Source organism: Streptomyces sp. WM6378 (assembly GCF_001279695.1).
Lineage (GTDB): Bacteria > Actinomycetota > Actinomycetes > Streptomycetales > Streptomycetaceae > Streptomyces.
The window spans coordinates 1-22,917 of the sequence record NZ_LGDD01000045.1; the positions used below are offsets into that span (position 1 = coordinate 1).

The 22,917-nt window shown below is 69.4% G+C and carries 21 protein-coding genes and 2 pseudogenes; 14 read left to right on the forward strand and 9 right to left on the reverse strand.

Annotation, left to right across the window (positions count from 1 at the left end):
* Positions 1-189: 189 nt before the first annotated feature.
* From ADK54_RS06870 to ADK54_RS06885, 4 genes are all read left to right on the forward strand, one after another.
* The gene (locus ADK54_RS06870) at positions 190-2,073 is read left to right on the forward strand and encodes a hypothetical protein (RefSeq protein WP_053724635.1); all 1,884 of its coding nucleotides are present in this window, start codon (positions 190-192) and stop codon (positions 2,071-2,073) included.
* Positions 2,074-2,127: 54 nt separating this feature from the next.
* On the forward strand, positions 2,128-2,811 hold the full coding sequence (locus ADK54_RS06875) for a hypothetical protein (protein ID WP_053724636.1): 684 nt from the start codon (positions 2,128-2,130) through the stop codon (positions 2,809-2,811).
* An 18-nt stretch (positions 2,812-2,829) separates the two neighbouring features.
* Positions 2,830-3,231, forward strand: coding sequence for a hypothetical protein (locus ADK54_RS48505; protein WP_053724637.1), 402 nt, complete (start codon positions 2,830-2,832; stop codon positions 3,229-3,231).
* Positions 3,232-4,033: 802 nt separating this feature from the next.
* On the forward strand, positions 4,034-4,552 hold the full coding sequence (locus ADK54_RS06885) for a DUF2231 domain-containing protein (protein WP_053724638.1): 519 nt from the start codon (positions 4,034-4,036) through the stop codon (positions 4,550-4,552).
* Between the two features lie 464 nt (positions 4,553-5,016).
* On the opposite strand, the gene ADK54_RS06890 is transcribed toward ADK54_RS06885, so the two are convergent.
* From ADK54_RS06890 to ADK54_RS46660, 5 genes and pseudogenes are all read right to left on the reverse strand, one after another.
* Complete coding sequence (locus ADK54_RS06890) at positions 5,017-7,113, reverse strand: ATP-binding protein (RefSeq protein WP_063801909.1); 2,097 nt, start codon at positions 7,111-7,113, stop codon at positions 5,017-5,019.
* Positions 7,110-8,258 carry a PP2C family protein-serine/threonine phosphatase gene (locus ADK54_RS06895; RefSeq protein ID WP_159047654.1) on the reverse strand — a complete coding sequence of 383 codons (1,149 nt, stop codon included), beginning with the start codon at positions 8,256-8,258 and terminating at the stop codon, positions 7,110-7,112. The genes ADK54_RS06890 and ADK54_RS06895 overlap by 4 nt, the downstream gene beginning before the upstream one ends.
* Positions 8,259-9,172: 914 nt before the next feature.
* Entirely contained in the window at positions 9,173-10,372 is a 1,200-nt protein-coding gene (locus tag ADK54_RS06900; protein ID WP_053724640.1) for an IS110 family transposase, read from the reverse strand.
* A 322-nt stretch (positions 10,373-10,694) separates the two neighbouring features.
* On the reverse strand, positions 10,695-11,219 hold the full coding sequence (locus ADK54_RS47295; protein ID WP_234391947.1) for a transposase: 525 nt from the start codon (positions 11,217-11,219) through the stop codon (positions 10,695-10,697).
* Between the two features lie 744 nt (positions 11,220-11,963).
* Positions 11,964-12,069, reverse strand: a pseudogene (locus tag ADK54_RS46660) (IS5/IS1182 family transposase); the annotation flags it as partial.
* 285 nt (positions 12,070-12,354) lie between these two features.
* Between ADK54_RS46660 and ADK54_RS06910 the strand changes: the two are divergent.
* Both ADK54_RS06910 and ADK54_RS48720 read left to right on the forward strand, forming a co-directional pair.
* A complete protein-coding gene (locus ADK54_RS06910; protein WP_053724649.1) occupies positions 12,355-12,576 on the forward strand; it encodes a helix-turn-helix domain-containing protein in 222 nt (73 codons plus the stop codon).
* Positions 12,573-13,289 carry a Clp protease N-terminal domain-containing protein gene (locus tag ADK54_RS48720; protein WP_078966172.1) on the forward strand — a complete coding sequence of 239 codons (717 nt, stop codon included), beginning with the start codon at positions 12,573-12,575 and terminating at the stop codon, positions 13,287-13,289. Before ADK54_RS06910 ends, ADK54_RS48720 begins: the two co-directional genes overlap by 4 nt.
* A gap of 417 nt (positions 13,290-13,706) precedes the next feature.
* On the opposite strand, the gene ADK54_RS06920 is transcribed toward ADK54_RS48720, so the two are convergent.
* On the reverse strand, positions 13,707-13,988 hold the full coding sequence (locus ADK54_RS06920; RefSeq protein WP_053724642.1) for a DUF5808 domain-containing protein: 282 nt from the start codon (positions 13,986-13,988) through the stop codon (positions 13,707-13,709).
* Positions 13,989-14,290: 302 nt separating this feature from the next.
* Here ADK54_RS06920 and ADK54_RS06925 point away from each other — a divergent pair, with 302 nt between their 5' ends.
* Positions 14,291-14,671 carry a hypothetical protein gene (locus ADK54_RS06925; protein WP_053724643.1) on the forward strand — a complete coding sequence of 127 codons (381 nt, stop codon included), beginning with the start codon at positions 14,291-14,293 and terminating at the stop codon, positions 14,669-14,671.
* Positions 14,672-15,002: 331 nt separating this feature from the next.
* Here ADK54_RS06925 and ADK54_RS06930 read toward each other — a convergent pair whose 3' ends face one another.
* Together ADK54_RS06930 and ADK54_RS45725 are read right to left on the reverse strand one after the other, a co-directional pair.
* Positions 15,003-15,998, reverse strand: a complete 996-nt coding sequence (locus ADK54_RS06930) for a MarR family transcriptional regulator (RefSeq protein WP_078966173.1) — start codon at positions 15,996-15,998, stop codon at positions 15,003-15,005.
* A gap of 83 nt (positions 15,999-16,081) precedes the next feature.
* Positions 16,082-16,540 (reverse strand): hypothetical protein, encoded by a 459-nt coding sequence (locus ADK54_RS45725; RefSeq protein ID WP_159047655.1) that lies wholly within the window; start codon positions 16,538-16,540, stop codon positions 16,082-16,084.
* Between the two features lie 294 nt (positions 16,541-16,834).
* On the opposite strand from ADK54_RS45725, the gene ADK54_RS06935 reads away from it, so the two are divergent.
* Together ADK54_RS06935 and ADK54_RS47310 are read left to right on the forward strand one after the other, a co-directional pair.
* A complete protein-coding gene (locus ADK54_RS06935; RefSeq protein ID WP_159047656.1) occupies positions 16,835-17,260 on the forward strand; it encodes a hypothetical protein in 426 nt (141 codons plus the stop codon).
* 605 nt (positions 17,261-17,865) lie between these two features.
* Positions 17,866-17,937, forward strand: a pseudogene (locus ADK54_RS47310) (hypothetical protein); the annotation flags it as partial.
* A 43-nt stretch (positions 17,938-17,980) separates the two neighbouring features.
* Here the strand turns inward: ADK54_RS47310 and ADK54_RS47315 are convergent.
* On the reverse strand, positions 17,981-18,163 hold the full coding sequence (locus tag ADK54_RS47315) for a hypothetical protein (protein WP_234391948.1): 183 nt from the start codon (positions 18,161-18,163) through the stop codon (positions 17,981-17,983).
* 76 nt (positions 18,164-18,239) lie between these two features.
* On the opposite strand from ADK54_RS47315, the gene ADK54_RS47320 reads away from it, so the two are divergent.
* The 5 genes from ADK54_RS47320 to ADK54_RS06960 all read left to right on the forward strand — a co-directional run bounded on the left by ADK54_RS47320 (position 18,240) and on the right by ADK54_RS06960 (position 22,693).
* Entirely contained in the window at positions 18,240-18,482 is a 243-nt protein-coding gene (locus ADK54_RS47320; protein ID WP_234391945.1) for a DUF6461 domain-containing protein, read from the forward strand.
* Between the two features lie 271 nt (positions 18,483-18,753).
* Complete coding sequence (locus tag ADK54_RS06945; RefSeq protein WP_234391946.1) at positions 18,754-19,329, forward strand: putative immunity protein; 576 nt, start codon at positions 18,754-18,756, stop codon at positions 19,327-19,329.
* Positions 19,330-19,893: 564 nt separating this feature from the next.
* On the forward strand, positions 19,894-21,264 hold the full coding sequence (locus ADK54_RS06950) for a PxKF domain-containing protein (RefSeq protein ID WP_053724646.1): 1,371 nt from the start codon (positions 19,894-19,896) through the stop codon (positions 21,262-21,264).
* Positions 21,265-21,695: 431 nt separating this feature from the next.
* Positions 21,696-22,118, forward strand: coding sequence for a response regulator (locus tag ADK54_RS06955; RefSeq protein ID WP_053724647.1), 423 nt, complete (start codon positions 21,696-21,698; stop codon positions 22,116-22,118).
* A gap of 350 nt (positions 22,119-22,468) precedes the next feature.
* Positions 22,469-22,693, forward strand: a complete 225-nt coding sequence (locus tag ADK54_RS06960; RefSeq protein ID WP_053724648.1) for a hypothetical protein — start codon at positions 22,469-22,471, stop codon at positions 22,691-22,693.
* Positions 22,694-22,917 lie beyond the last annotated feature (224 nt).

Below are 22,917 nucleotides of genomic sequence, written 5' to 3' on the forward strand. Positions count from 1 at the left end.
AAGCACGTGGCCACCGTCTCGGCGCACAACGAGTCGGCCGCCCTCAACGACCACTCCCTGTGGTCGAGTGCCGAGTCCCAGGCCGTCCAGTCGATCAGCGTCACGCAGTAGCGACCGGCGCACCTACAGCACATCCGGCGGGCCGCGCGAGGGGAAGTGCACGGCCCGCCCCTGGGGGAGGACGCATCCATGACGGTGCTCGGAGACGGAGCCGCGGCGCGGTACGACCGGGGAACGCCAGTCCCCGGACCGGGGGGACTCCCGGTGATCCACGAGCAGGTCGCCTCGGATGGCCTGCCGCCGGTCGGCATCACGGTCGAGATGCTGCCGGTGCCGCGGCTGAGCACCGGCTTGGAACTCCACGGGGTGTACCAGGGATCGGGATTCACCGAGCCCCGGTACATCGCACGCCGGGGAGACGGCCAGGTGGTCCAGCTGTCGCGGCTGCTCTACCTGGTCGCCTCGTCCATCGACGGCGCATCCGACATCGAGACGGTCTCCCATCGGGTGAGCGCCCGGCACGGGCGCGAGGTCAGCAGTGAGAACGTCCGCTACCTGATCGAGCAGAAGCTCGACCCGCTGGGCGTCACGGTGCCGGACGGGCAACCGGACGACGAGATCCGTGCACCGCGCTCGGACCTGCTGCTCGCCCTCAAGGGCCACCGAGTGCTCTTCAATGAGCACCGGGTGGCGCGCATCGCCCGCGCACTCACCTGGCTGCACCGCCCCGCGGCCATCGCGGTGATGCTGGCAGCGGCCGCCGCCATGGACCTCTGGCTGTTCGCCTTCTTCGGCGCCGTCGAGCCGGTCCTTCAGGTGCTCGACCAGCCGGTGCTGCTCCTGGTGGTCTTCGTCCTCACCGTCGCTTCCCTCGTCTTTCACGAGTTCGGCCACGCATCGGCCTGCAGATACGGAGGCGCCCGGCCTGGGTGCATCGGCTGCGGGCTCTTCCTCATCTGGCCATCGCTCTACGCCGACGTGACGGACGTCTACCGCATCGGCCGCGCGGGCAGGCTCCGCACCGACCTGGGCGGGGTGTACTTCAACGTCGTCTTCATGCTCGCCATGGCCGCGGCCTACTTCGGCACAGGCTGGACGTTCTTCCTCGCCGCGGTCTACCTCGGGCACTTCGAGATCCTGGAACAGCTGATGCCCGCCGTCCGCCTGGACGGCTACTACATCCTCGGTGACCTCGCCGGAGTGCCGGATCTCTACGGAAAGATCAAACCGATCCTGCTCAGCCTGGTCCCGGGGCACCGGGGGCGCGCCGCCCGGGCCGAGGTCGCGGGCCTCAAGCGGTCCGCCCGTGCGGTCGTCGCCACCTGGGTACTCACCATGGTGCCGCTCCTCGCCGCCGAACTGGGATACGCGCTGTGGAACCTGCCCCGGATCAGCACCACCATGGCCCGCTCCCTGATCGACCAACTGGCCGGAACCGGCGCCGCGTTCGTGGACGGACAGATCGCCGCGGGCCTGGTGGGGGTCATCGGCTGCGTCATGCTGCTGTGCCCCATGGCCGGTGTCGTCTACCTGTCCGCGAAACTCGGGGGACGCGTCCTGCGCGCCGCCGTACATGCGACGGCGGGGAAGCCGCGGTTGCGGGCGGCGCTGTGCGCACTGGCCCTGGCCACCCTGGCCGGCCTGAGCTACGCATGGGTGTCCGGCCTGACCCCCGACCCGCTGCCGAAGCAGCCGCCGATTGCGCCGATCCTGCAACCCGGGGTCTCCACGGCCGAGCCGCCGACCAGCCACGCCTCGTCCCCCCGCCCACACCGCCTCCACCCCTCAGCTACCAACAAGCCGTCCGTAAAACCCAGTTCGACGCCCACCGGCCCCGGCGGCCGCGCCACGGCCAGCCCGTCCGTCGGCCCCTCGAGGTCGCGGAGCCCCGCCGCCAAGAAGCCGTCACCGGCGCCCAGTTCCACTGCTTCCCAGGCGCCTCCGGTCAAGCCGTCCGGCGCCCCTGCCACACCGCTACCTTCCGCTTCATCGACTGCTTCCCCCACGCCGGCCAGTCCGGCGCCCTCGCCCAGTACCAGCCCCACGCATGCGCCGAGCCCGTCCATGACGTGAGCTCCGCGCGCTCCAGCCGACGCACGACCCGACCCGTCGCATCAGGAGACCCACGTGACCAACCATGCCGCTCCCGCCAAGAACCCGCTCGCCCAACGCCTCGTCCAGATCGTGGTGTTGGCCGCGGGAGTGGCGAGCGTCGCCGCGGCCGCACCGGCTCAGGCAAGCACTCCCACCACGAGTCCGGCACGAGGCGCCGTCGCCAACGACCACACCTTCACCCATGCCGACAATCTGCACCACACACAAGTGAAGGACTCCTTCACCGTGCGGCAGTTCGGTACGGTGAACTCAGCGGACGTCCGCAACCAGGCCCTCGCCGTTTCCGCGGGCTGCTCGGCCGACGCGCACTGCCGTTCGGTGGCCCTCTCGTTCCAGATCGTGACCCTGGCCGGCCACCCCACCCATCTCAACGCGCTCAATCGCAGCGACGCCGCCAACCAGGACTGCACCAGCTGCCAGACGCTCGCCGGGGCGTACCAGTTCGTCGTCGACACCCCGAAGCCGATCGCCCTGGGGCCGGACACGCAGCGCAAACTGGCCGACGTCCACCGCAGGCTGGACGCCCTCGCGCGGTCGACGCTCCCCGCCGCCGATCTCAAGGAGCAGATCGACGCCTTGGCCGCCGAGTTGAGCGGCATCCTCTCCGACGCGGTCGCGGCCGCCCACGCCCCCGCGGCCGACGGCCACTCCGCCGTGACCGTGCACCGCCGACTCGACGGCTGGCCGGGCCACTGACGGCTGCGCAAGCCGCAGGTGTTCCTGTTCGGTCACGGGCGCGATCAGCAGCGCGACATCTGCGCCGCCCATGCCCTGGGGCAGTTCGGAGAGTCGGCGGAGGACCAGTTGGGCGAGCGCATGGTGGGAGGGCAGCGCGGCGTGGGTCGCCTGCTGGTTGCGCAGCGCGCGGTGCCGGTCCGAGCCGGGCACTCTGCGGCGGCGCACCATGGAGTCGGCGGCGTGCCGCAGCAGGCCGAGCCTTCGCGCGTTGAGGGGGCGCCCGGCAAGGGCCGGATGATCGTGTCGCTGCTGTACCGGGTCACCCGCGCCCTGCTCGCCCTCCCCTTCAGCGCGGCGGGCGGGCACAGGGCGAGACTTGTCTCTGAGTTCCCTCTGAATCGTACCGAAGGCGGCTGGTGGGGCTGTTCCAGAAGGTAGACAGCTAGCTACCCGTCACCGCAGTCCGTCTCATCTGCAGGAGCCTGATGACCACCACGTTCGCCAACCGGCACGTATGCGTGCGGCGGCAGCGCCGCAGTCCGTGGCTTTCCTGGCGAGGCTGGTGATGTGGGGCGACGGAGCCAGAAAGGGGAGTGCACGCGTTCTGGAGGAGCGACACGGGCAGGGCTCTCAGCCCGGTGAGCCAGCTCACTGCTGGGGAGGCATCACCGGGCTCTTGGCCAACTGCCTCTGCGCAGTCTTACTTGCCCGCAGCGCGCGCAAGCCCCTCCGACATCGCCACGCCCGTGGTCCTGAAGACGGAGTTCTTCACCCTGCGCCCAGGCCCCGGGGTGGTGTGTCGGTGTTGCCCGTCCGTTGCGCTCCGCAGGACCGGCTCTTGTTGTTACCGCCGGCCACGGTCTGGCCGTTGCTGCTTCCAGTAGTGCCGCACGCGGTGCTCACGTCCGCACACCGCACTGGGGCAGAGACGTCAACATGTGCGCCTCGCCTACCTGTATTGGCTCCTTCGTCGCGATGGTTGACGGCCGTGCCATGGCAGCCGTGGTCGAAGGCGGCGGCGCACGGCACTGGCTGGGGTGACAGAGCGGTTGCGGAGTTCTCGTGGTTTGGCCCGACGGCCGGGGGTGGCCGAGCACCAGGATTCCCGCGTTATGGACCATGAGACAGTGCGCGGGGTCATTCCCGTCTGGCAACGAGCGCCCCCTCACGACCGCTGGCTGGGCCGCATCCCAACTTGTCCTCCTCCCGCGTCGACCACCAATCTAGAAGGAGCCCCTCTGTGGGACTCGACCTGATCAACGGCATCCCCGCGCACGTCCTGTTCGTGCACGTCGTCGTGGTCCTGGTACCCCTCACCGCTCTCGCGGTGGTCCTGTGTGCCGCTCTTCCCTCGGTCATGCGCCGGTTCGGGCTTGCGCTGCCGGCTCTCGCCCTGGTGTCTTTGGTCAGCGTGCCGCTGACGACCAATGCCGGTGAATGGCTGGAGCGGCACGTGGACCGCAATGCCCTGGTCCGTAAACACACCGAACTCGGCGACGAACTGCTGCCCTGGGCCATCGCGCTCTTCCTGGTGTCCACGGCCGTGTGGTGGTTCTACCGCCGCGCCGCCCACCGCGCAGCCGAGGGGGCGCAGTCCACCGGCACCGAGGTGGCCACACCGTTGCGCATCGCGGCCGCAGTACTGTCCCTGATCATCGGCGTGGGCGCAGGCGCGCAGGTCTACCGGATCGGCGATTCCGGCGCCAAAGCCGCCTGGCACGACGGCTACTCCGCCACCGCCCACCCCGACCGCCACTGACCTTGTGGGGCTCGAAAAATCATCGCTTCAGCTCAAGCCGCGTATCGGTACTCATTGCGGGTACCAGAGCCCGATCGACTACGAACGAGACACCAGGCCGACTCCGCCGTGGAGTTGGCCGCCTGAAAGATCTCCACGATGCGAGGGGATTGACACAGCCATGGTGACCGTCGCCGCACTGACGGCTGGCACAGCAGCCTGCGGTACAGCTGCAGCCTGCCCACGTAGTTCAGCGATCTGATCCCGCGCAGCGGCCTCCCGCTGCACCAGCTCCTCAAGCCACGACACCATCGCCGCCTCCCAGCTCCGAACCCTGGACACGCCGATCCGGCGAACGATCGCCAGCAGCAACAACCCACCACGACGATCTCACGCAGGGAGAGCTACACCCGATTCGAATCGCTGGAGGCGGAGGCGGAGGCGGAGGCGGTCTGTTCCACCTCACTCGGGACGGCCCGGAGTGCCTATCGAGTCAGGGGGGTACTGGGTGGGGTGAGCGGGTCGGTGGCGTTCTGGTCGGTGTGGTGGCCGTCGTGGAACGCGGTGGCGTATGCGTCGTCGCCGAGGGCGTGCCGGGCCTGCTGCTCGCAGGAGTCCCGGGCGGCGGTCCATTCGGTGACCCCGATCTGCGGGTGGCCGAGGTTGTCCCAGAGCTGCTGGGCCAGGCCGAGCAGGTGGGCGGTGTCCCGGGCGCGGCCGTCCGCTGCGGCCGCCACGGCGAGTACGTCCAGGGCCATGGCCATCCCCAGCGGGTCCTGCAGCCGCCGTTTGACGGCCCAGCACGCCCGGGCATGGCCGAGGGCCACCGCAGGGCGGCCGCGCGCCAGCTCGGCGCGTGCGCACATGAAGTCACCGAAGGCGCGCAGCCACTGCTCGCCCTGCCGGTCGCAGTCGGCGCGCATGTGGTCGAGCAGGGCGACGGCCTCGTCGATGTGGCCGTCCGTGATGTGTGCCAGGGCACGGACGAGTGCGGCCGCCAGCGGGGGATGAGCCAGCCGGTCGCACCGGTGCCGTTCGAGGACACCCCGCGCCAGGGGAACGGCGCGGACGACGTCGCCGCACATGACAGCGCAGAGCGCGTCGATGGAACGGGCGCGTTCGGCCCCTTCGGCGTCGCCGAACCGGGCGGCCGTCGCGGCCATTTCGGGGACCCGGGTACCGGCTTCGTGGGGATCGCCGAGGGAGATGAGGACCAGGGCCTCGGCCCATAGCGCCCTGAAGCGTTCCAGGGACGGCTCGCCGTCCGCGGCCAGGGCGCGCTGCAAGTAGTGTCGGCCTTCCTTGTCGAATCCGCACGCGTGCCAGAAGAACCACAGGTTTCCCGACAGCTCCAGCGCGCTGTGCTCCTCGGGCCGGGACAGAGCGAACTCCAGGGCGGCGCGCAGGTTGTCGTGCTCGGCGGTTGCACGGTTGCGCAGCGCCACCTGGCAGGGTCCGAGCCAGGCGGCGTCCGCCCGGCGGGTGAACTCCCGGTAGTACGCGAGGTGCCGGCGCTGCAACTGTTCCTCCTCGCCCAGTTCGCGCAGCCAGTGCGCGCCGTATTCGCGCAGGGTGTCCAGCATCCGGAACCGTTCCGTGCCGTCGGCGGTCGGCTGCCACGTGGCGAGGGAGTTGTCCACCAGCGTGCTGAGGAGCCGGCGGATGTTTTCTTCGGGCAGGTGCTCGTCGGAGCACACCGCCGCGGCCGCCTCGGTATCGAAACTCCCGGCGAAGACCGACAGCCGTGCCCACAGCAGCCGTTCGGCCGGTGTGCACAGTTCATGGCTCCAGCCGATCGCGGTGCGCAGCGCCTGGTGCCAGGGCGGATCCACCTCCCGCGCCCCGTCGGCCGCGTGCAGGACGTCGAACCGGTCTGTCAGACGCCCGACCAGCTCGGCCACGGGGATCTCGGCCAGCCGCGCCGCGGCGAGCTCGATGGCCAGTGGCAGCCCGTCAAGGATCCGGCACAGGTGCACCACATGGGGCGCGTTGGCGGCGGACACGGTGAAGCCGGGCGCGGCGTCGGCGGCTCGCTGGGCCAGCAGCGTCACCGCCGCCGAGCCGGCAGTGTCCTGGTCGCGGCGGGGAACCGGCAACGGGTCGACGGTGAAGGCCTCTTCCACCGTAAGTCCCAGCCGCCGACGGCTGGTGGCCAGGATCCGCAGTCCCGGTGCGGCCCGCAGCAGCACTTCGGCGGCCATCGCGCAGGCATCCGTGAGGTGTTCGCAGGTGTCGAGCACCAGCAGCAGGTCCCGGTCGGCCAGGTATTCCGTGACCACGTCGAGCATGGGGCGGGTGGTCTGGTCGGCCAGCGGCAGCGCCTCCGCGATCGCGTGAGCCACCAGCGCCCCTTCCCGCAGCCCGGCCAGCTCCACCCACCATGCTCCGTCGGCGAATCCGGGCTGTTGCTGAAGTGCCGTCTCCAGGGCCAGCCGAGTCTTGCCCACCCCTCCCACACCGGTCAGCGTCACCAGTCGCGAACGTTGGCACAGCCGTGCCAGCTGAGCCAGCTCCGAGTGGCGTCCGACCAGCGCGGCGGTCTGCGCCGGCAGCCTCCCCAGCTGCTGCCCGGACTGTGTCATGGCCGTGTCTCCTCGGCTCGTACCGGTGCGGAATCGGAAAGGGGAGCGCTTGCGGCTCGTGTACCGAGCGCGGGTACGTCTCCTTTGGGCCCGCGCGCTCCTGCCACCGGGTCCGTGCGCGCCGGGGCGCGCGGTTCGCAGATCACCAGGGCCAGATCGTCCTGGATCGCGCCGCCTGTGTGCGTGGCGACCAGAGAGACCAGGGCATCGAGCGATTCCCCCAGCAGGGGTTGGCACAGCGCCCACCGGACCCGTTCGTCCAAGGTGAACATCGTCCCGTTCACATCCCTCGCCTCGCTCAGCCCGTCGGTGTAGAGCAGCAGCCGTTCACCCGCCCCGAGCCGGACCCGTTGCAGGCGCGGCAGAGGACGCAGCCCCAGAGGGGGCGAACGTCGGCTCGGCGCGAGCACCTCGGCCCGGTGCCCGACCCGCAGCGGGGCAGGGTGTCCGCAGTTCACCAGCCGCACCTCGCCCGGTACGAACTCGGCCAGCACCACCGTGACGAAGTCCTCCGAGCCAAGCTCGGGGTTGATCCGGGTGTCGAGGTAGGCGGCCAGATCCACCAGCGCGGGGGTGATGTAGGCGCCGTCGCGGAAGGCGCTGACCGTGGCCGCGCACAGCAAGGCTGCCTCGGGTCCGTGGCCGCGCACGTCACCGATCACCACGCGCAGCCCGTACGGCGAATGCGCCAGATCGTAGAAGTCGCCGCTGAGACCGCTGTGATCGGCGGCGTGGTGCCGCGAGGTGATGCCCACGCCGCCGACTTCCAGAGCCAGCGGACGCAGCACTGCGTTCTGTGACTGCTGCAGGGCACGGAGCAGTTCGGCCTCCCGCCCGACGCGACGGTCCGCCCCGTACACGGCGGCGCCACCACCGGCGATCACGACGAGGCAGTGGAAGACGGTGACGAGCGGGGAGACTGCGCCGTGGCACACGTCGATCGCCGCGGCGAGCCCGACGGACCAGAGCGCGATGGCTGCGGTGGGGCGCGGACCCAGCCGCGCGCCGGCCAGGACGGGACCGACGAGCAGCATGCCGGGCACCGGCCGCCAGCCCGTCACCACGGCAGCTGCGGTGACCAGGACTCCGCCGGTAAGGATCACCGGTATCCGGCTCGGCGTCCCGAGCCGCCGCAGAGTTGTCAATCGCCCCCACCCCCCTCACTCACGGTGAGCGCGCCACTATGCCGGGCGGTCGTGGGGGACGGGCCGCATTGGCTGAATATGCCGCCTATTGACTAATCGTGGCTGGACGTCGCCGCAATCCGGCGTCGTAATATGCCGCTTGTGCAAGCCGGTGGCCTGGACCACACAGGAGGGGGCACCGGCAGTACACGCCGCCGTGACCTTCCCCTACAGCTCGGGCGTGGCCGACGGCAGAATCACGGACCTGAAAATGATCTGACCTCTGGACGATCAACGGCTACCAAAACTTGTATGAGCCAGGCAGACGGAGTGAGGTTGCCGACGTCATCGGCGTGGTCCCCGGCGTCGGTGACGGCGAGGTCATCCGTCATTGGCGGCGTCCCCGGTGTCGCCTCCGGCGGCGCCGTCGCCGCCACTCTCGAGGCCGCCGTCGCTGCCGGTGCCGTCGGCGGTGCCGGTGTCGGTGGGGGGAGTGGGGTCAATGGTGGTCAGGGTGTGGGGGGGGGTGTGGTGGCGTGGGCGGTGGTGGTGGGCAGGGTCAGGGCGAGGGCTGTGAGTGTGCCGGCGATGATGTTTTTCCATGTGTTCATGTTCCGAGCGTGGTCTGGCTGGGCCGGGTGCGCCTGCTGGGGCCGGATCCTGATGGGCCAGGTGGCGCAGAGGGCGGGCCGGGGCTGCTTCAACGGCTGGCCGCAGTCTCGGTCAGCAGTCTCGGTCTCCGTGCAAGCGCCGGCCTATGCCCAGTCGATGCCGAGGTCGGCGAGTTGGGCGAGCTGTTGTTCGTTGAGTTTGATGCCCCTGTGGATGTCAAGTCGCGTCTCGGGCTGGTCCTGTGGGATCTGCCGCCGGGTTTGCCGGGACAATGAGCCGGTAGATCTCTCGGGCGACGTACCGTTTGAGTCCGCTGAGTCAAGTCACGCCGCTGCGAAGCGTTGCGCGGCGGGATGGTGGTGCGGGTCGTATGGGGTGGCCTCGTGCCAGCAGGCCCAGATGACGCGGATCCAGGCTCGGGCGACGATGCGGGTGGCGTGCGGGTTGCGCTTACCGCGGGCCCGCGCATTCGCGTAGAGCTCGGCGGCCCAGGGAGATTGCAGCCGGGAGTTGTGGGCGAAGGCGGTGATGGCTTTGCGGGCACGGGTGTTGGCGGCCCAGCGGAAGTAGAACCCCCGGCTCTTGCCGGACTCCTTGGTCACGGGTGCGGCCCCGCACTCGGCGGCGGCCTGCTCGGCCGATGTGACGCGGTCGAGGATCGGGCCCACTTCGGCGAGGAGTTGGGCGAGGTTGATGGAGCCGACACCAGGCAGGCCGGCCAGCAGGGCCGCCCGGGAGCAGGTGGTGAGACGGGCTTTGATGGCGGTTTCCAGCTGGGCGATGGTGGCCTGCAGGCCGACCAGCAGCCGGACTTGGGCGGTGACCAGCGTGGTGAGGACCTCGGCGGGCAGGCCGAGGGGGGCCGTGGGCGCGGATCGTAGCCGGGTGAGGAGTTCGGACGGCGGTTTGCCTCCTCGGTAGGCGTGGCGGGTGCAGAAGGCGGCCATGCGGGCCTGACCCAGCCGGGCGGCGGACCGGGGAGTGGGGTAGTCGGTCAGGAAGGCCAGGGCGATGGCCGAGGTGAGCGAGCAGAACAGATGCCGCGGGCCGGGCCAGTGCTGGTCGAGCAGCGCGGCGAACTGGTTGCTGGCGACGGTGCGGGCGCGGACGTGGTCGTCGCGCAGCCGTACCAGGGCCTGCAGTTCTTGCAGTTCCGTGTCGGCGGGAGCCAGACGGTGCAGGCGGTGACCGTCGGTGCGGAGGTAGTCCGCGAGTTTGTAGCTGTCGCCGGGGTCGGACTTGGCGCCGGAGGCACCCCAGCGGGGGCGGGCGGCGTGGAAGGCGGTGGGGTGGACGGGCATGACCGGGCGGCCGGCTTCCAGCAGCCGGGCAACGACCAGTCCCGTGGACCGTTCAATGCAGACCGGGAGGCCGGCCGGGGCGCCGTGGGTGGCCAGCCGTATGAGGGCGGCGGTGAGACCGGCCTCTGTATGCGGGAAGGCCCAGTGGTCGACGACAGTGCCGCCGTCGCTTATCACGGTGACGTCGTGGGTGGTGCTGGCCCAGTCCCATCCGGCAAACATCGTCTTCCGCCCCCTGCCGCAGCCGGTGGACATCTTGGTGGTGGGTCGAGACCCGCTGCCGGTTCCTCATTGTTCGGCCCTTGTCGGGCATGTCCCTGACGCCGGTCCGGGGCCTCGGAGTACCGGGAGCGGCACGACTCAAACTGGCCGTCGGATGCAGCGTGGCAACGAGGCCGTCTCCCGGCACATATCGAGGAAACCACGGCCCGACCCGTCGGCCGAGCCGCAGCATCGATACTTCCCCAATGAGGCAACGGATGATCTCGCGCTTGGTCTTGCCCTCCGTGAGTCGCCGCTGCATGTAGTTCTGGGAAGGGCCCGCTTAGCGCAGTCGGCTGAGGACGATCCGGTGCAAGGCGGCGTTGGCCTGGCGGTCGCCGCCTCGGTTGAGTCTGCGGCGCTGGGTTTTGCCGGAGGACGCCTCGACAGGGCTGGTGCCGCACAAAGCAGCGAAGGATGCCTCGCTGTCGAGGCGTTCGGGGTTGTCGCCAGCCGAGATGAGCAGGGCTGCTGCGGTATCCGGGCCGACGCCGTGGACGTCGAGCAGGCCCGGAGTGCTTGCTCGGATCGCTTCTGCCATCCGTTTGGTGAGGTCGTTGATCTCCTCGGTCAGGTGCTGGATGCGGCGGGCCGGCAGTCTCAAGGTGTGACGCGCAGCCCCTGCCGGCCCGGAGATCTCCGACTCCACGAATAGAGCGCACTGTTGGAACAGTTTGGTGTTGCTCAGCTGGGCCAGACACTCTCGAAGTTCGGCATCGGCGCAGACCAGAATGCTCTTGAGCTGGTTGATGGCTTGGGTGCGGGACTTGATCGCGGATCTCTTCGCCAGCTTGAACAGGCGCAGCATCTCCACCGGGCCGTCGCTCGTCTTCGCCGCGGCGTTGGTACGGCGCGGGCAGCGGCTTCGGCATCGATCGCGTCGGTGTTGCCGTGGCGCCGTCGGGCGGCTTTGTCGGGCTGGTTGACCTCGGTCACCTCGATGCCCTCGGCCCGCAGGTGCCGCGTCAGGCCCACGCCGTAGGACACGGTGCACTCGACCCCGGCTCGCCGGAGCATGCCTAACGAGCGTGTCCAGGAGAGGAGTTGGTGATAGCCCTCGGCGGCGGCCGGGACGTGACATGGGGCCGTGGGCTGCGTGATGCTGGACAAGGTCACCTGTCTCCTGATCGCCTCGGGTGGTGGTGGCCGTCGCCGGGCCGGGGCGGTCAAGACTGTGACGGTGCCTGTCGCGAAGGCCCCTATCGGGACACGTCTCCTGCCCGGCGGCAGCAAGTACCGCTCCAGGCGGTGACCGACAGATCAAACTCAAGGCACAGGGCCAGTCGCGGCGCGAGTCTGGCCACCGCTCGGAGCAGTACCCGAACATCCTCACAGCCGCCCCCCATGGCCGGCGCGACGGGAAACGCGGCCTTCGGTAACTCCTGCCTCAATGCGGCCGCCGCCCCCGCTCGTGGCGTCACGCAGGCGGGGGAGGGCGTGGCGACCGCCCTGCCCGTGAGCGCTCCCGCCAGTATGTGCGGCTACGCCGATCTCATGGATTGAATGGGGTGGCGGGAATCACCGCGGTGTGACTCTGATCGTCGACCGTGGCCTATGTGGTGTGGCGGATATATCGCTCGTAGCAGCAGAGGGCGGCGGCGAGGCCGAGAAGGGCCAGGTAGCTGCAGGGGGTGGCGTTCGTAGCGGGGGCTGAGTCGGCTCGCCGTCCGGCCTGGCGTCCGTGGGGCGTCGCTACTGCGTTCTGATGTTGATGTGGATGCGTTCGGGGGCATTCCGAGTTGGCGGACGATCAGTTCGCGGGCGGTTGCCTCGATTTCGCCGAGGTTCGAGCAGGCGGTTTGCCCGTGCGGGCGGTCCGGCGACCTGCACGTGGTGGGTCAGGGCTTCGCGGACCGCGTCTGGAACACGGAGCTCGGCAGATGGACCGCTACGCTCGTCAGCATATGTTGACACGACCTATCTGTCAGCATATGCTGACGGGCATGGAAAGCACACTCGAGATCGCCGAGGGTGCCGCCAGCAGCGACCCGGATGTCGGGCTCCGCGCGGTGGCCGCCCTGCGAGAGCTCACCGAACGGCTGGAGATCCTCCAAATCGACAACGCGCGGAAACTGGGGTGGTCCTGGCAGGACATCGCCGAGCGGCTCGGCGTCACCAAGCAGACCGTGCACCGCAAGTACGGCCATCTGATCGGGAGGCGATGATGTTCGAACGCTTCGCCCCGGAGGCCCGCACCATCGTGGTCCACGCCCAAGAGCACGCCCGCCGACTCGGACACAACTACATCGGCTGCGAACATCTCCTGCTCGCCCTCGTTGCCGCCGACCAGCCGGCGAGCGCGATTCTGCGTGAGCACGGTGTCACGCCGCAGCACGTCGAGGAGGAGATCGTCCGCCAGGTCGGACTCGGGGTCGGCTCCCCGCTGTTCGGCACCCTCAACCGGGACGCCTTGGCCTCCATCGGGATCGATCTCGACGCCGTGCGCGCCAGGATCGAGGAGTCCTTCGGACCGGAAGCCCTCGCACGAGCCGACCAAGCCGTCCACCGGGGACCCCGCCCTTCCAGGCTCCACCCCCGGCGCGCAATGCCCCCGGGCCTCATGCGCCATTGGCGCCCACGGCACCACGCGCGACGCGCCGCCCGTACGGCACCGACCCCCGCTCCTGCCGGTCTGTACCGGGCCACCGGCGCCCGCCCCACCGGGCATATCCCGTTCACCCCTCGAGCCAAGGAGAGTCTGGCGAACACTGTCCGCGAGGCGCAGGCCCGGCACGACAACTACATCGGCATCGAGCACCTCGCTCTCGGCCTCATCGCCATGAACAGCGGGCTGGTGCGTTCTGTATTGTCGGCGCTCGGTGCGTCAGCCCCGGCGTTGCGCGCCGAGATCGTTGACCGCTACCGGCAGGCGAGCTGATCCCGCCCTCCGCCGGATCGCCGACTTCCACACCCGATCCAGCGGAGCGGGACCGGAAGACCTGAGACCGTGTGGCCCACTCCACCCCCGACTCCGCGAGCGCGCCGGCGCGAGGCCGCGATCCGGGAACGTGTGGCTGAACTCCGTCAGACCCTCGCGGCCGGCTGGCGCATCGCCACGGGAGTCATCGAGGCAGCCTGCTGGCGCCTCATCGCCGACCGCCTCGATATCAGCGGAGCCCGCTGGGGGACTGGACGGCGCCGAACCCGTCCTGAAACTCCGTACCATCACCGCCACCAGTGACCTCAACGCCTGCTGGCGCTTCCATATCGCTTGCGAGCGCCAGCGCGTCCACCCAACCCCTGACCAGCACGAACACACCCTTGCTGCCTGATCAACTCCGGTGCCCGGAAGGAGTCACACCCATGGGGGCAGGGGCCGCCGGTGCCCGAGCACCCGCGCGAGGTTCACCCCGTATCCGACCCCGAAGGCATGCGGGGTGAACAGTGCGTCGTTGTCCGGATCCCAGAACTCGCGTCGAAGCCTGCCTGGGGTCGGCGGACGGAAGTCGTACGGGAGGCCGACGATGCGGCCAGTCCAGGTCCGCTCGGCGGCCGACTTGCTCAACTCCTTGGCCAGAGCAGCCCCCAGGAGGACGAAAGCCAATGCGCCCACTGTCCGGCTCGTGCGTGTGCCCATGACCGCACCCCTTCCGACAAGGCTGTCGTCGCAGACAGCCTAGCCCCGCGGACTCGGCCGGGCACGACTCTCACTCGAGGAGAGCCACCCCCGTCGTGAACCGCCCCCACCTTCGTGGTCACACAGGAGTCGCCCACCACTGAGACGGGGTCTTCCGGGCCGTCTATTAGGCGCCGCCCCTAATAGACGGCCCCCGCTCGCTCGTTCGCGATGCGATGGTGCCGGGACGATCCGAACAAGTACTTCCCGGGTCGCTCCGGTGCAGTACCTTCATCGTTTGCTTCTCCTGCCAGGAGGCAGATATGTGGTTCAAACTCGGACGTCGCACGGCGACGGTCGCTGCGCTCACCGCAGGCGGGTTGGCACTCGCCGTCGGGAGCGCGTCGGCGACGGTGCCGTACACGAACGTGCCCCTGAACCAGGGGCACACTGTGGGCGTCTACGAGGAGCCCACCAGCGCCAGCTGGAAGACGGCTGACGACGTTACCAACCCCGGTTACGTCACCGCGGACTGCTGGAAGCGGGGCCAGACCATCAACAACATGGGCAATGTCTGGTACCACGTGTTCCAGGAGCACTACACCAACGGCACTACTCAATTGCAGTATGGCTACGTGTACGGAGCCTACGCGGACGGGATCAGGACGTTCTATGACGGAACGATCGTGGAGTGCCCCTGGTAGGGCCCAAAGCTCAGGTGGCGGCCCAAAGGGCAGCTGATGCTTCGGGCTGTAGTTGCCCCGCCGCCTTCGCTGTACAGCGTCGGGGCCTCGCGGCCGGATGTCCGCGGGGCCCTGATCGCAGGGCCTGAAATCAGGGAGGATCAGGGGTCGTTGACGTGGTCTTCCCGGCGCCCTGTGGGGACGGAGAGCGGAGACGTCGTTGTGTTGGGTGCGCCGTTTGAAACCTCTGCCGCCGCTGGCCTCGCGCTGGCGCGGGAGATGTCGGCCGCAGTTCCTGACCCCCGGGCCATCATGGGCAGTGCGGCGCATTGACCGGAGGCCATCGGCTCCGTCACCGGGCCAGCCGGTCTGTCAGCGATGGAGTCGAGCTGCCGAGGAGCAGGGAGTGCCCGAGTGGCGTCAGAGCATGTTGGACCTGGCGTCCTTGGCGTTGTGTGGTGATGGCTCCAACTGCGCGTAGAGCGGCGGCATGTGCGCTCGCGGACGGGGGCGTGATGCCTAGACGCCGGGCCAGTTCGGCGGTGCTGCACGGTTCCTGTCCCACAGCCCGAAGGGCGCGGGCACGACCTCGCCTGATCAGGCCCGCCAGCGGGTCTGATGCGCTGGGTGCGGGGCCGGCCACCAAGTCGCCGGCCGGGTACAGAAAGAGCGACGGTCGGTGCTCGGAAAGGAGAAGGGCGCTCTCCTGGAGGAAGTAGTTCGGGTGGAGTTCCAGGCCTCGCCCGGCCAGGTCGAAGTTGCCGTCCCAGCCGGTCACCACGCACTGGAGATGGCCGTCCTCGCCCCAGGCAGTCCCAGGGTGGAGACCCGTGAGCACGGATCCAAGGCCCGTCAGCCCCGCGGTGTGCGCCCGGTGAGCAACGTCCGCCTGAAGCTGGCGCTGGATGTCTGGCCAGTCAGGGGCGAGGCACGCCTGGAACAGCGCCCAGGCTCCGTTGGTGATCCGTCGCAGCTGGCGGCTGTCGCCGTCTCGGAGCTGAGCGATGATACGTGGGGTCTCCGGCTGCTCTTTGTAGCCCACAAGGCACTGCTGTATGTCAGCTTCACTGGTGACGAGGATGGAGTCGAGTTCGTCGGCAAGCTGTCTGCGCCCGGTAGCGACATCAGCCATCAGGAAGTCCGGCACGTCCGTGGAACTGGCGTTGATCAGTTCCAGCAGAGGGCCGGCGGCATGCGGTACATGCCGGCGCATGCGTCGCCACCAGCGCGCACGGCGGGCACCGACGCAGTTGTGCCCATTGGCCAAGGCTGCGATGAGATGCCCCATCGGTGAGATGGAAAACCGCGTGCGGGCGAAATCTGGCACGCCGAACTTGATGGTCAGCACAATCCCCCCAGGGCCCCGTCGAGGCCGTCCCGACGGTAATCGCGCGTGGAAGGCAGTCCGAGGGTGCTTCACAGCTATCTGGCCTAATTCCCGGCGGGCACATCCTGGCTTTGAGCGGGTGCCAGTAGCGGCTGGAGACCACGGGACAGCCGAACATTCACATCCGGCAGCGAGGCCGTCGCGTCGCCTGCGGGCGTCGAGCGAGGACGTCGGCGCCGCGGGAGGACGCTGCCACCCGGGCGGAGACGACGGGGCCGATTGACGGTGGACAGCGCGAACGGCTCTGCACAACAAGGGCCGTTGACATCAGCAGAGCGTGCCTGCTTCTGCTGCGCGACGTTCGCGCTCCACCGCTCAGGAGTGGTCGCTTCGCCGTCGAACCATCGAGGCCGCGAGCCGGGTCTGGGCATGGGGTTGCCGGCCATGAAGTGGGCGATGTCGACGGAGTAGGCGTCGTCGCCGTTCTGGGTGAGTCCGTGCAGGCGGGGGAGCGACGCGGTGATGCTGGCGACGGCGCAGCGGATGGTGTGGTGGAAGGTCATGGCGAGTTCGAGGGGGCGGTGTGGATGTCGGCGCGCAGCGTACGTGACCGCTCGCCAAGATCAGCGCTGATGTCGGAGTCGCGGATGGGGGCGGGGATATGGAGGGTGAGGCGGGTGGCGCGGAGGCAGCGAGCGACGCTGCAGGAGCGGGAAGGCCGGTCTCGTTGACCTGATCTATCGTTCAACTATTCGGCCTCTGGCCTAACAGCTGGTCCGGTTCCCCGTCCCGTGCTGCACTGTCCGGCGTCCGGAAATCCCGGCACCCGCAAGGGACCGAGTCACGTCGGAGTCCACATGCGAAAGCGCACATTAGGCCGCACCGCCATGGGTCTGCTCGCCGCGGCGGGAATGCTCATGGGCACGGCCGGAGTCAGCTCGGCCGCCGCCTCGGGCTCCTCCGCGAAAGCGGAATCCGCCAGCACCTCGAAGGCGCTCGCCCCCGCCTACCCGATGGTCTGGTTGAACACCGTCATTGACCAGTGGAGCCACTGGACTCCGGACGCCAACGAGTCCAGCCACGCGGGCTGGCTCTACAAGGGGAACCGCTACTTCTACTGCTGGACCTGGGGAGCGCAGTACTACGCCCCCGAAACCAACCGCACCAGCTCGGTCTGGCTCCGGACCAACGACAGCAACGGCAACTCCAACATCTACGTCACCGACACCTACCTGGACGCCTACGGCTACGGCAACGACCAGAACCTCCTGCCGTACTGCTGAGCACCCTGATCCTGAACCCGTCCCAGGCTGGCCGCGGTCAGCCTGGGACGGGGACGCGGGCCGACGACCGGGGCGTCAGGCTGCTCGCCGAAGTGTCCGAGAGTGGGCACCCCGCCCGCGGCGAAAGTCATCCGCACCGCCCGAACCGCGTCGGCCTTCAGCCGGAGGCGGGGGAGTGGGCGCCGGAGCTGTCGTACACACCGTCAACCGGCCGCCACCGGGGGGTTCGTAGCAGACGAATACCGCTCTGCCCGTGCTCGTGCACCGGCACCGGCTGGGTGCTCTGCACCCTGCGTGGCCGTGGCGCGGGTCCGCCCGCGCAGGGTCACGGCCCATGGTTGGTGTCAGACGGCGCCCAGCGCATGAACTGCGCCAGCCACGGCCGGGATGTACCCGACCACCTCCCAGGGCGTCATTCAGGCTCCCGACGGTCTGGTCCCGGCAGTGCCTCGTGCTCCGCACTCCTCCTCTTACGGGGTGAGCCCCCAAGAATTTCCTGCAGACCGGAACTGACCGATGAATCACCGCACCTGGTCGAAAGTGCACGTCGGTGCTCGCAGGCTCTGGCCGGGCCGAGGTCAGAGGCGTCCGCGAGGATCTCGGCCATGACTGCGACTGCCGCCGACTGTTTGTGGTTCGACAAGAACTTCCCCGACCTCGCGGAGGCTTACTGCTTCACGCTGGTCCACCACCTGCCACCCGCAGAGGTCCTTGCCCGTCTCACAGGCCAGGCAGAGCCCAGCCCGCCCGGACGGGGGCGGCGGCGATCGTCGAGGCGACCTTCGACTTCCTGGACCAGTCGGACAACACCCGGCAGTTCATCGCCATGACCACCGTCGGGGACTGGACCAGGTGATCGAGCCCGTTGGCTACCTCGGCGTCACCGAGGAGTGAGCCCTGCATGCCTCCGCGGGAACACGCTGGGTCTCGCACTTCCGCAATATCAACGGCCTCGCCTCATTCCTTATGAGCCCAGGACATGACGGAGCGCCTGACGTTCGAGCCTGGAGTACCCGACCGCCGCTGGGGAGCGACCCCGGACGAGCTCCTGAAGCCCATGCACCACAGTGGATTCCAGTTCTGGGACGAGATCTCCGAGACCGCGCAATACCTGGGCGGAGAAGCAGCGTTCGCCCTGGCCGAGCACCTGACGGGAGTCCGCATCACGGCAGAGCTGCTTGAGACCACCACCTTCATCTGCGGCAGCGCGGAGATCGGGTAAGTCACCGCCAAGGCCATGAATGAGTGGTGTGTATCGTGAAGTTGCAGGTCACCGGTGTGGTGTGAGGGGCGCTAGGGGGACTCGTGCTGGTCGGTGGCCGGTGTCTACGGCGAAGATCGTCCGATCGGTCAGCTGGAGTGGGTCTCGGGTTCTGCTGTACTTGCCGCAGGGGTCTGGCGAGCACTACGGATCATTCCCCGCGCCAGGCGGCTGACCGTCCGCAGCACACCACAGCGAGTGGCGCCGATATATGCAGGAGGGAGCGGATGCCATGGTCCTCCCGAAGGTCCGGGACGCTCGCTTCGTGACGATCCGCCGTGGTGGGACTCTCACTGATGCGGATCACCGTCTCCTTGCTCTGTGGGCGGCCTCCTGTGCAGAGCACGTCCTTGGCCTGTTCGAGTCGGCCCAGCCTGGGGACCCGCGACCGCCCCAGGCGATCGAGCATGCTCGGGCCTGGGTGCGTGGCGAGATCAAGATGATGCAGGCTCGCACGGTGGGCGGCCATGCGATGGGGGCAGCCAGAGACCTGCGTGGGGCAGCACGGCATGCCGCGTACGCCGCCGGCCAGGCCGGGGCCGTCGCCCACGTCGCCGCGCACGAGCTCGGCGCGGCCGCCTACGCGATCAAGGCCGCACGTGTAGCGGCACCGGAAGGCGAGAGCGAGACCGCGGGACGGCTCGAGTGCCAGTGGCAGCGCAATCAGCTCCCGGAGGCGATCCGCGAGCTCGTACTTGATGACCAGCGGCTGCGCAATGACATCTGCTGGTCGGTATTCGACTGCGGAAGCCGAACCGTGCACGGCCTCTCATGGTTGGCCCAGCGGGGATCACCGGGCACCTACTGACCCACTGTCCGAGGAACGCAGGGCGGCTCACTGGGCCAGCCAGGATGCGAAGTGGTCCGGCGGTTTCGGCTCGCCGATGGCCTGGATCGGGTCGGTCGCGGTCGTGTCGGACGCCATCTGGTCGGCACCTGAGCTTTTCGTCTCGGGGTGATGGTGAGCCATTGCTGGTGGGGGTTGGGCGATTGCGGCCGGTCTGTGGCGTCCGGGGCGGCATCTGGTGATGCCCGGGGACGAGGGGTGTTGACTTGCTGCCGGGTTTGGATCATTGGGGGATCTTCATCTCTGGTGAGGCGGTTTCGGCCTTCTCGTCCTGGTGTGGTTGCGGGGCAGGGTGGGGTGCGGAAGGCTCTGCGGCACGGCCGCCGGGCCGCCGTGGGCATGCCACAGCCATGGGTAGCCGGTGGCTGATGCCGCCCGGGAGGTTTCCCCCAGGCCGCTCCCGGCCCTGGACCCCGGCCGGAATCTTCCACGTGCACGGTACGAACGGCGATATCGCGCCCTGGTGTCGCCGCCCCGTCAGGGGCTGCCCGCACGGCGCCCCTTCAGAGCGAAGGACCCTTCCACATGTCTGTGATCACACGCCCGGGCCGCACAGCGGGGCATCGGCGCAGATGGCGCGCGAGGATCGCTGGGTTAGCCGTCGCGCCGCTGCTGGCCGGGCTCGGCCTGGCCGCCGCCGGCCCCGCGCAGGCTGCGACGACTGCCACCCTGGCCTTCGTCACCGAACCGGGTGCGGGCCGGGTCCAGGTGGTGGACACCACCACCAGCACGGTGACCGCCACCATTCCGGTCGGATCCGGGCCGGAGGAGATCGCGCTCAACCCGGCCCACACCCGCGCCTATGTCACCAACACCGGCGCTGGGACGGTGTCGGTGATCGACACCTCCAGCAACACCGTCACCGCCACCGTGGCGGTCGGCTCCGCCCCCTATGGGGTGCAGGTCACCCCGGACGGCAACCATGCCTACGTCGCGAACCGGGGCGCCGGCACGGTGTCGGTGATCGACACCGCCACCAACACCGTGACCGCCACGATCACGACTGGCGCGGGCGCCTCCGGGCTCGCGCTCGCCCCGGACGGCACCCGGGCCTACGTCTCCAACGCGGGCGCGGCCAGCGTGTCCGTCATCGACACCGCCACGAACACGGTGACCGGCACCATCACCGTCGGCGTCGGCCCGTTCAATGTGCGGATCAACCCGGCCGGCACCCAGGCATACGTGCCCAACGACTTCGCCAACACCGTCTCGGTGATCGACCTGGCCACCAACACCGTGACGGCCACGATCACCGCCCCGCCCAGTCCGTGGAATGTGGCGTTCACCCCGGACGGCGCCACCGCTTTCCTGACCCATGACGGCGGCTCGGGCACGGTGTCGGTGATCGACACGGCCAGCGCCACCATCACCGACACGGTCACCGGCCCGAGCCAAGGAGGCGACGTCCAGGTCAACGCCACCGGCACCGCCGCCTTCGTCGGCGACCCCGCCGCGAGCACGCTGTGGCGGATCGACACCGCCACCCACACCCTCACCTCCGTGGCCACCGGCCTCACCACCGCCTTCGGTATCGCCCTGACCGGCGGCACCTACCAGTTCACCGGCTTTCAGCCGCCGGTCAGCAACCCGCCCGCCGTCAACGTCCGCAACGCCGGGTCCACCGTCCCGGTCAAGTTCAGCCTCACCGGCGACCAGGGCCTGGGCATCCTCGCCGCCGGCTCCCCCTCCTCCCAGCCGATCGACTGCACCACCCTCACCCCGACCGGCCCCGCAACCCCCACCACCCCCACCGGTGCCGGCCTGACCTACGACCCGGCCACCGACACCTACACCTACACCTGGGGAACCGACCCGGCCTGGGCCGGCACCTGCCGCCAGCTCGACGTCACCCTCAACGACGGCACCCACCACACCGCCAACTTCCGCTTCCACTAAGCATCACCAGGCTGCCCGGGCGCCCGCGCCCCGCCCGCCCCCTTGCGGGCGCCGGCACCGGCGGGGGCGTATCCCGGTGGGATGCGCCATCTCACCGGGAGGTGTGTGGGCCCATGCGGCACTCCACAGCGTGGCTGGGATGACGACCCGGCACACCGCACGCACTCCGGTGCGCACCCGGTGACGACGCACGGCGCTCTCGTGAGCACCAACAGGCATCGGTGGTGTGTCTGTACGCACCTGCCTTGCCCCCACCGCACCGGCGTATCCGTGGCTCCGCTGACGTACCACGTTGATCTGGCCTCGCCCGGTAGCGTTTACGACAACATGGGGCCGTAGCCGGTGGGGTGGCGCGTTTCTGGGTCCTGGTTGGCAGCAGCGGGTGGGGGAGCGGCTCGAACTCGAGACCACGCGGGGAGCGTGAACGAGACATGGCTGACGAAGCGAAGATCCTCCTGGTCGACGACCACGACGACAGCCTGTTCGCCGTCGCGAGCGCCCTCGCCCCGCTCGGCTGCCCGCTGGAGCGGGCCGCGAGCGGTGAGCGGGCCCTCAAAACCCTCTTGCACGGCAATGTCGCGCTCGTGCTGCTGGACGTGCTGATGCCGGATGTCGGCGGGCTGGAAGTCGTCCGCTATATGCGCCGTCTGGAGCAGACGGCGCACATTCCCGTCGTGCTGATGACCGGGGCCGCGCACAGCGGCGCCTGGGCGGCCGAGGCCGAAGAACTCGGCGTGGCGGACATCGTCTTCAAACCCGTCGAGCCCTGGATCCTGCGGACCAAGGTCCACTACCTCTATCTCCTGTCCCAGCGGCTGCAGACACTGGAGCACCAATCCCGTGCCAGCTTCTGACGCCGGGCAGCTCTGCGGTCGGCGGAACCACCGATCGGCGTGGGGCCAAAACAAGGGTCTGGCCCAAGAGAAGTGCGTATAGACATCCGGCCGACACCGCGCCGCTGGACCTCGATCAGCCTCTGCCCCTGGAGGCCGCGCGCGGCACGTCGTACGGCAGCGCGCTGGGCGTCGCTCGGCTCGGTCACCCCGCAGACGACGCAGGCGAGTTGGCTGATCGAGGTCAGATTCGGGGCGCCATCCATGGTACTGCGCCCGGCGGGTGCGCGCCGACACCTCTCATTCGATAGCAATGAGAGGTTCTGGATCTGTGATGGGCCCGGCGGACAGTGTCTGCCAGGGCAGGACGCGTGTGGTCCCGGACACGCCCCCGGTATCCCGGAGCGGACGGGGCTGGGCCCCGCGGCCAGGCACTTCCCCGGCCTCGCACCACGGTCGTCCGCCAGGAGCTGCGCGCCCGCCTCGGTTTCGCCGGCGTCACCGTCATCGACGCCCTGAACACCGGCCGGCTCGATCCCGCCCGATTCAACGTCGCCGTCAACCGCACCACCGTCCCAGGCGCCACCTTGCACTGACACCGGAGACGGCCGACAGTCGGCACCCGGATTGGCTGCCATTCCACAACCGGCCGGCTCTCGGGAACAGGCCAACCGGCCCACCAGCCGGCCCGCTCGGCCCCTGCCCAACCGGGGGTACGGCGAGGAGGGTTGAGGCAGGCTCGAAGAATATGGCGGCCGTACCCCTCTCCCGCGCCGACCATCGGCCAAGTCTTCGTGCCGGAAGGGGCGTTGTCTCGAAC

Coding starts and splice junctions, on each gene's coding strand:
- ADK54_RS06900 (WP_053724640.1), bottom strand. CDS start 10,372: ATGTTTGCCGGATGGGACTGGGCCAGCACCACCCACGACGTCACCGTG.
- ADK54_RS45725 (WP_159047655.1), bottom strand. CDS start 16,540: ATGACCTTCCACCACACCATCCGCTGCGCCGTCGCCAGCATCACCGCG.
- ADK54_RS06945 (WP_234391946.1), top strand. CDS start 18,754: ATGGTCCTCCCGAAGGTCCGGGACGCTCGCTTCGTGACGATCCGCCGT.
- ADK54_RS06925 (WP_053724643.1), top strand. CDS start 14,291: ATGTGGTTCAAACTCGGACGTCGCACGGCGACGGTCGCTGCGCTCACC.
- ADK54_RS06910 (WP_053724649.1), top strand. CDS start 12,355: ATGGAAAGCACACTCGAGATCGCCGAGGGTGCCGCCAGCAGCGACCCG.
- ADK54_RS06935 (WP_159047656.1), top strand. CDS start 16,835: ATGCGAAAGCGCACATTAGGCCGCACCGCCATGGGTCTGCTCGCCGCG.
- ADK54_RS47315 (WP_234391948.1), bottom strand. CDS start 18,163: ATGCAGGGCTCACTCCTCGGTGACGCCGAGGTAGCCAACGGGCTCGAT.
- ADK54_RS06950 (WP_053724646.1), top strand. CDS start 19,894: ATGTCTGTGATCACACGCCCGGGCCGCACAGCGGGGCATCGGCGCAGA.
- ADK54_RS06920 (WP_053724642.1), bottom strand. CDS start 13,988: ATGGGCACACGCACGAGCCGGACAGTGGGCGCATTGGCTTTCGTCCTC.
- ADK54_RS47320 (WP_234391945.1), top strand. CDS start 18,240: ATGACGGAGCGCCTGACGTTCGAGCCTGGAGTACCCGACCGCCGCTGG.
- ADK54_RS06870 (WP_053724635.1), top strand. CDS start 190: ATGACGGTGCTCGGAGACGGAGCCGCGGCGCGGTACGACCGGGGAACG.
- ADK54_RS06955 (WP_053724647.1), top strand. CDS start 21,696: ATGGCTGACGAAGCGAAGATCCTCCTGGTCGACGACCACGACGACAGC.
- ADK54_RS06890 (WP_063801909.1), bottom strand. CDS start 7,113: ATGACACAGTCCGGGCAGCAGCTGGGGAGGCTGCCGGCGCAGACCGCC.
- ADK54_RS47295 (WP_234391947.1), bottom strand. CDS start 11,219: ATGCTGCGCCTGTTCAAGCTGGCGAAGAGATCCGCGATCAAGTCCCGC.
- ADK54_RS48720 (WP_078966172.1), top strand. CDS start 12,573: ATGATGTTCGAACGCTTCGCCCCGGAGGCCCGCACCATCGTGGTCCAC.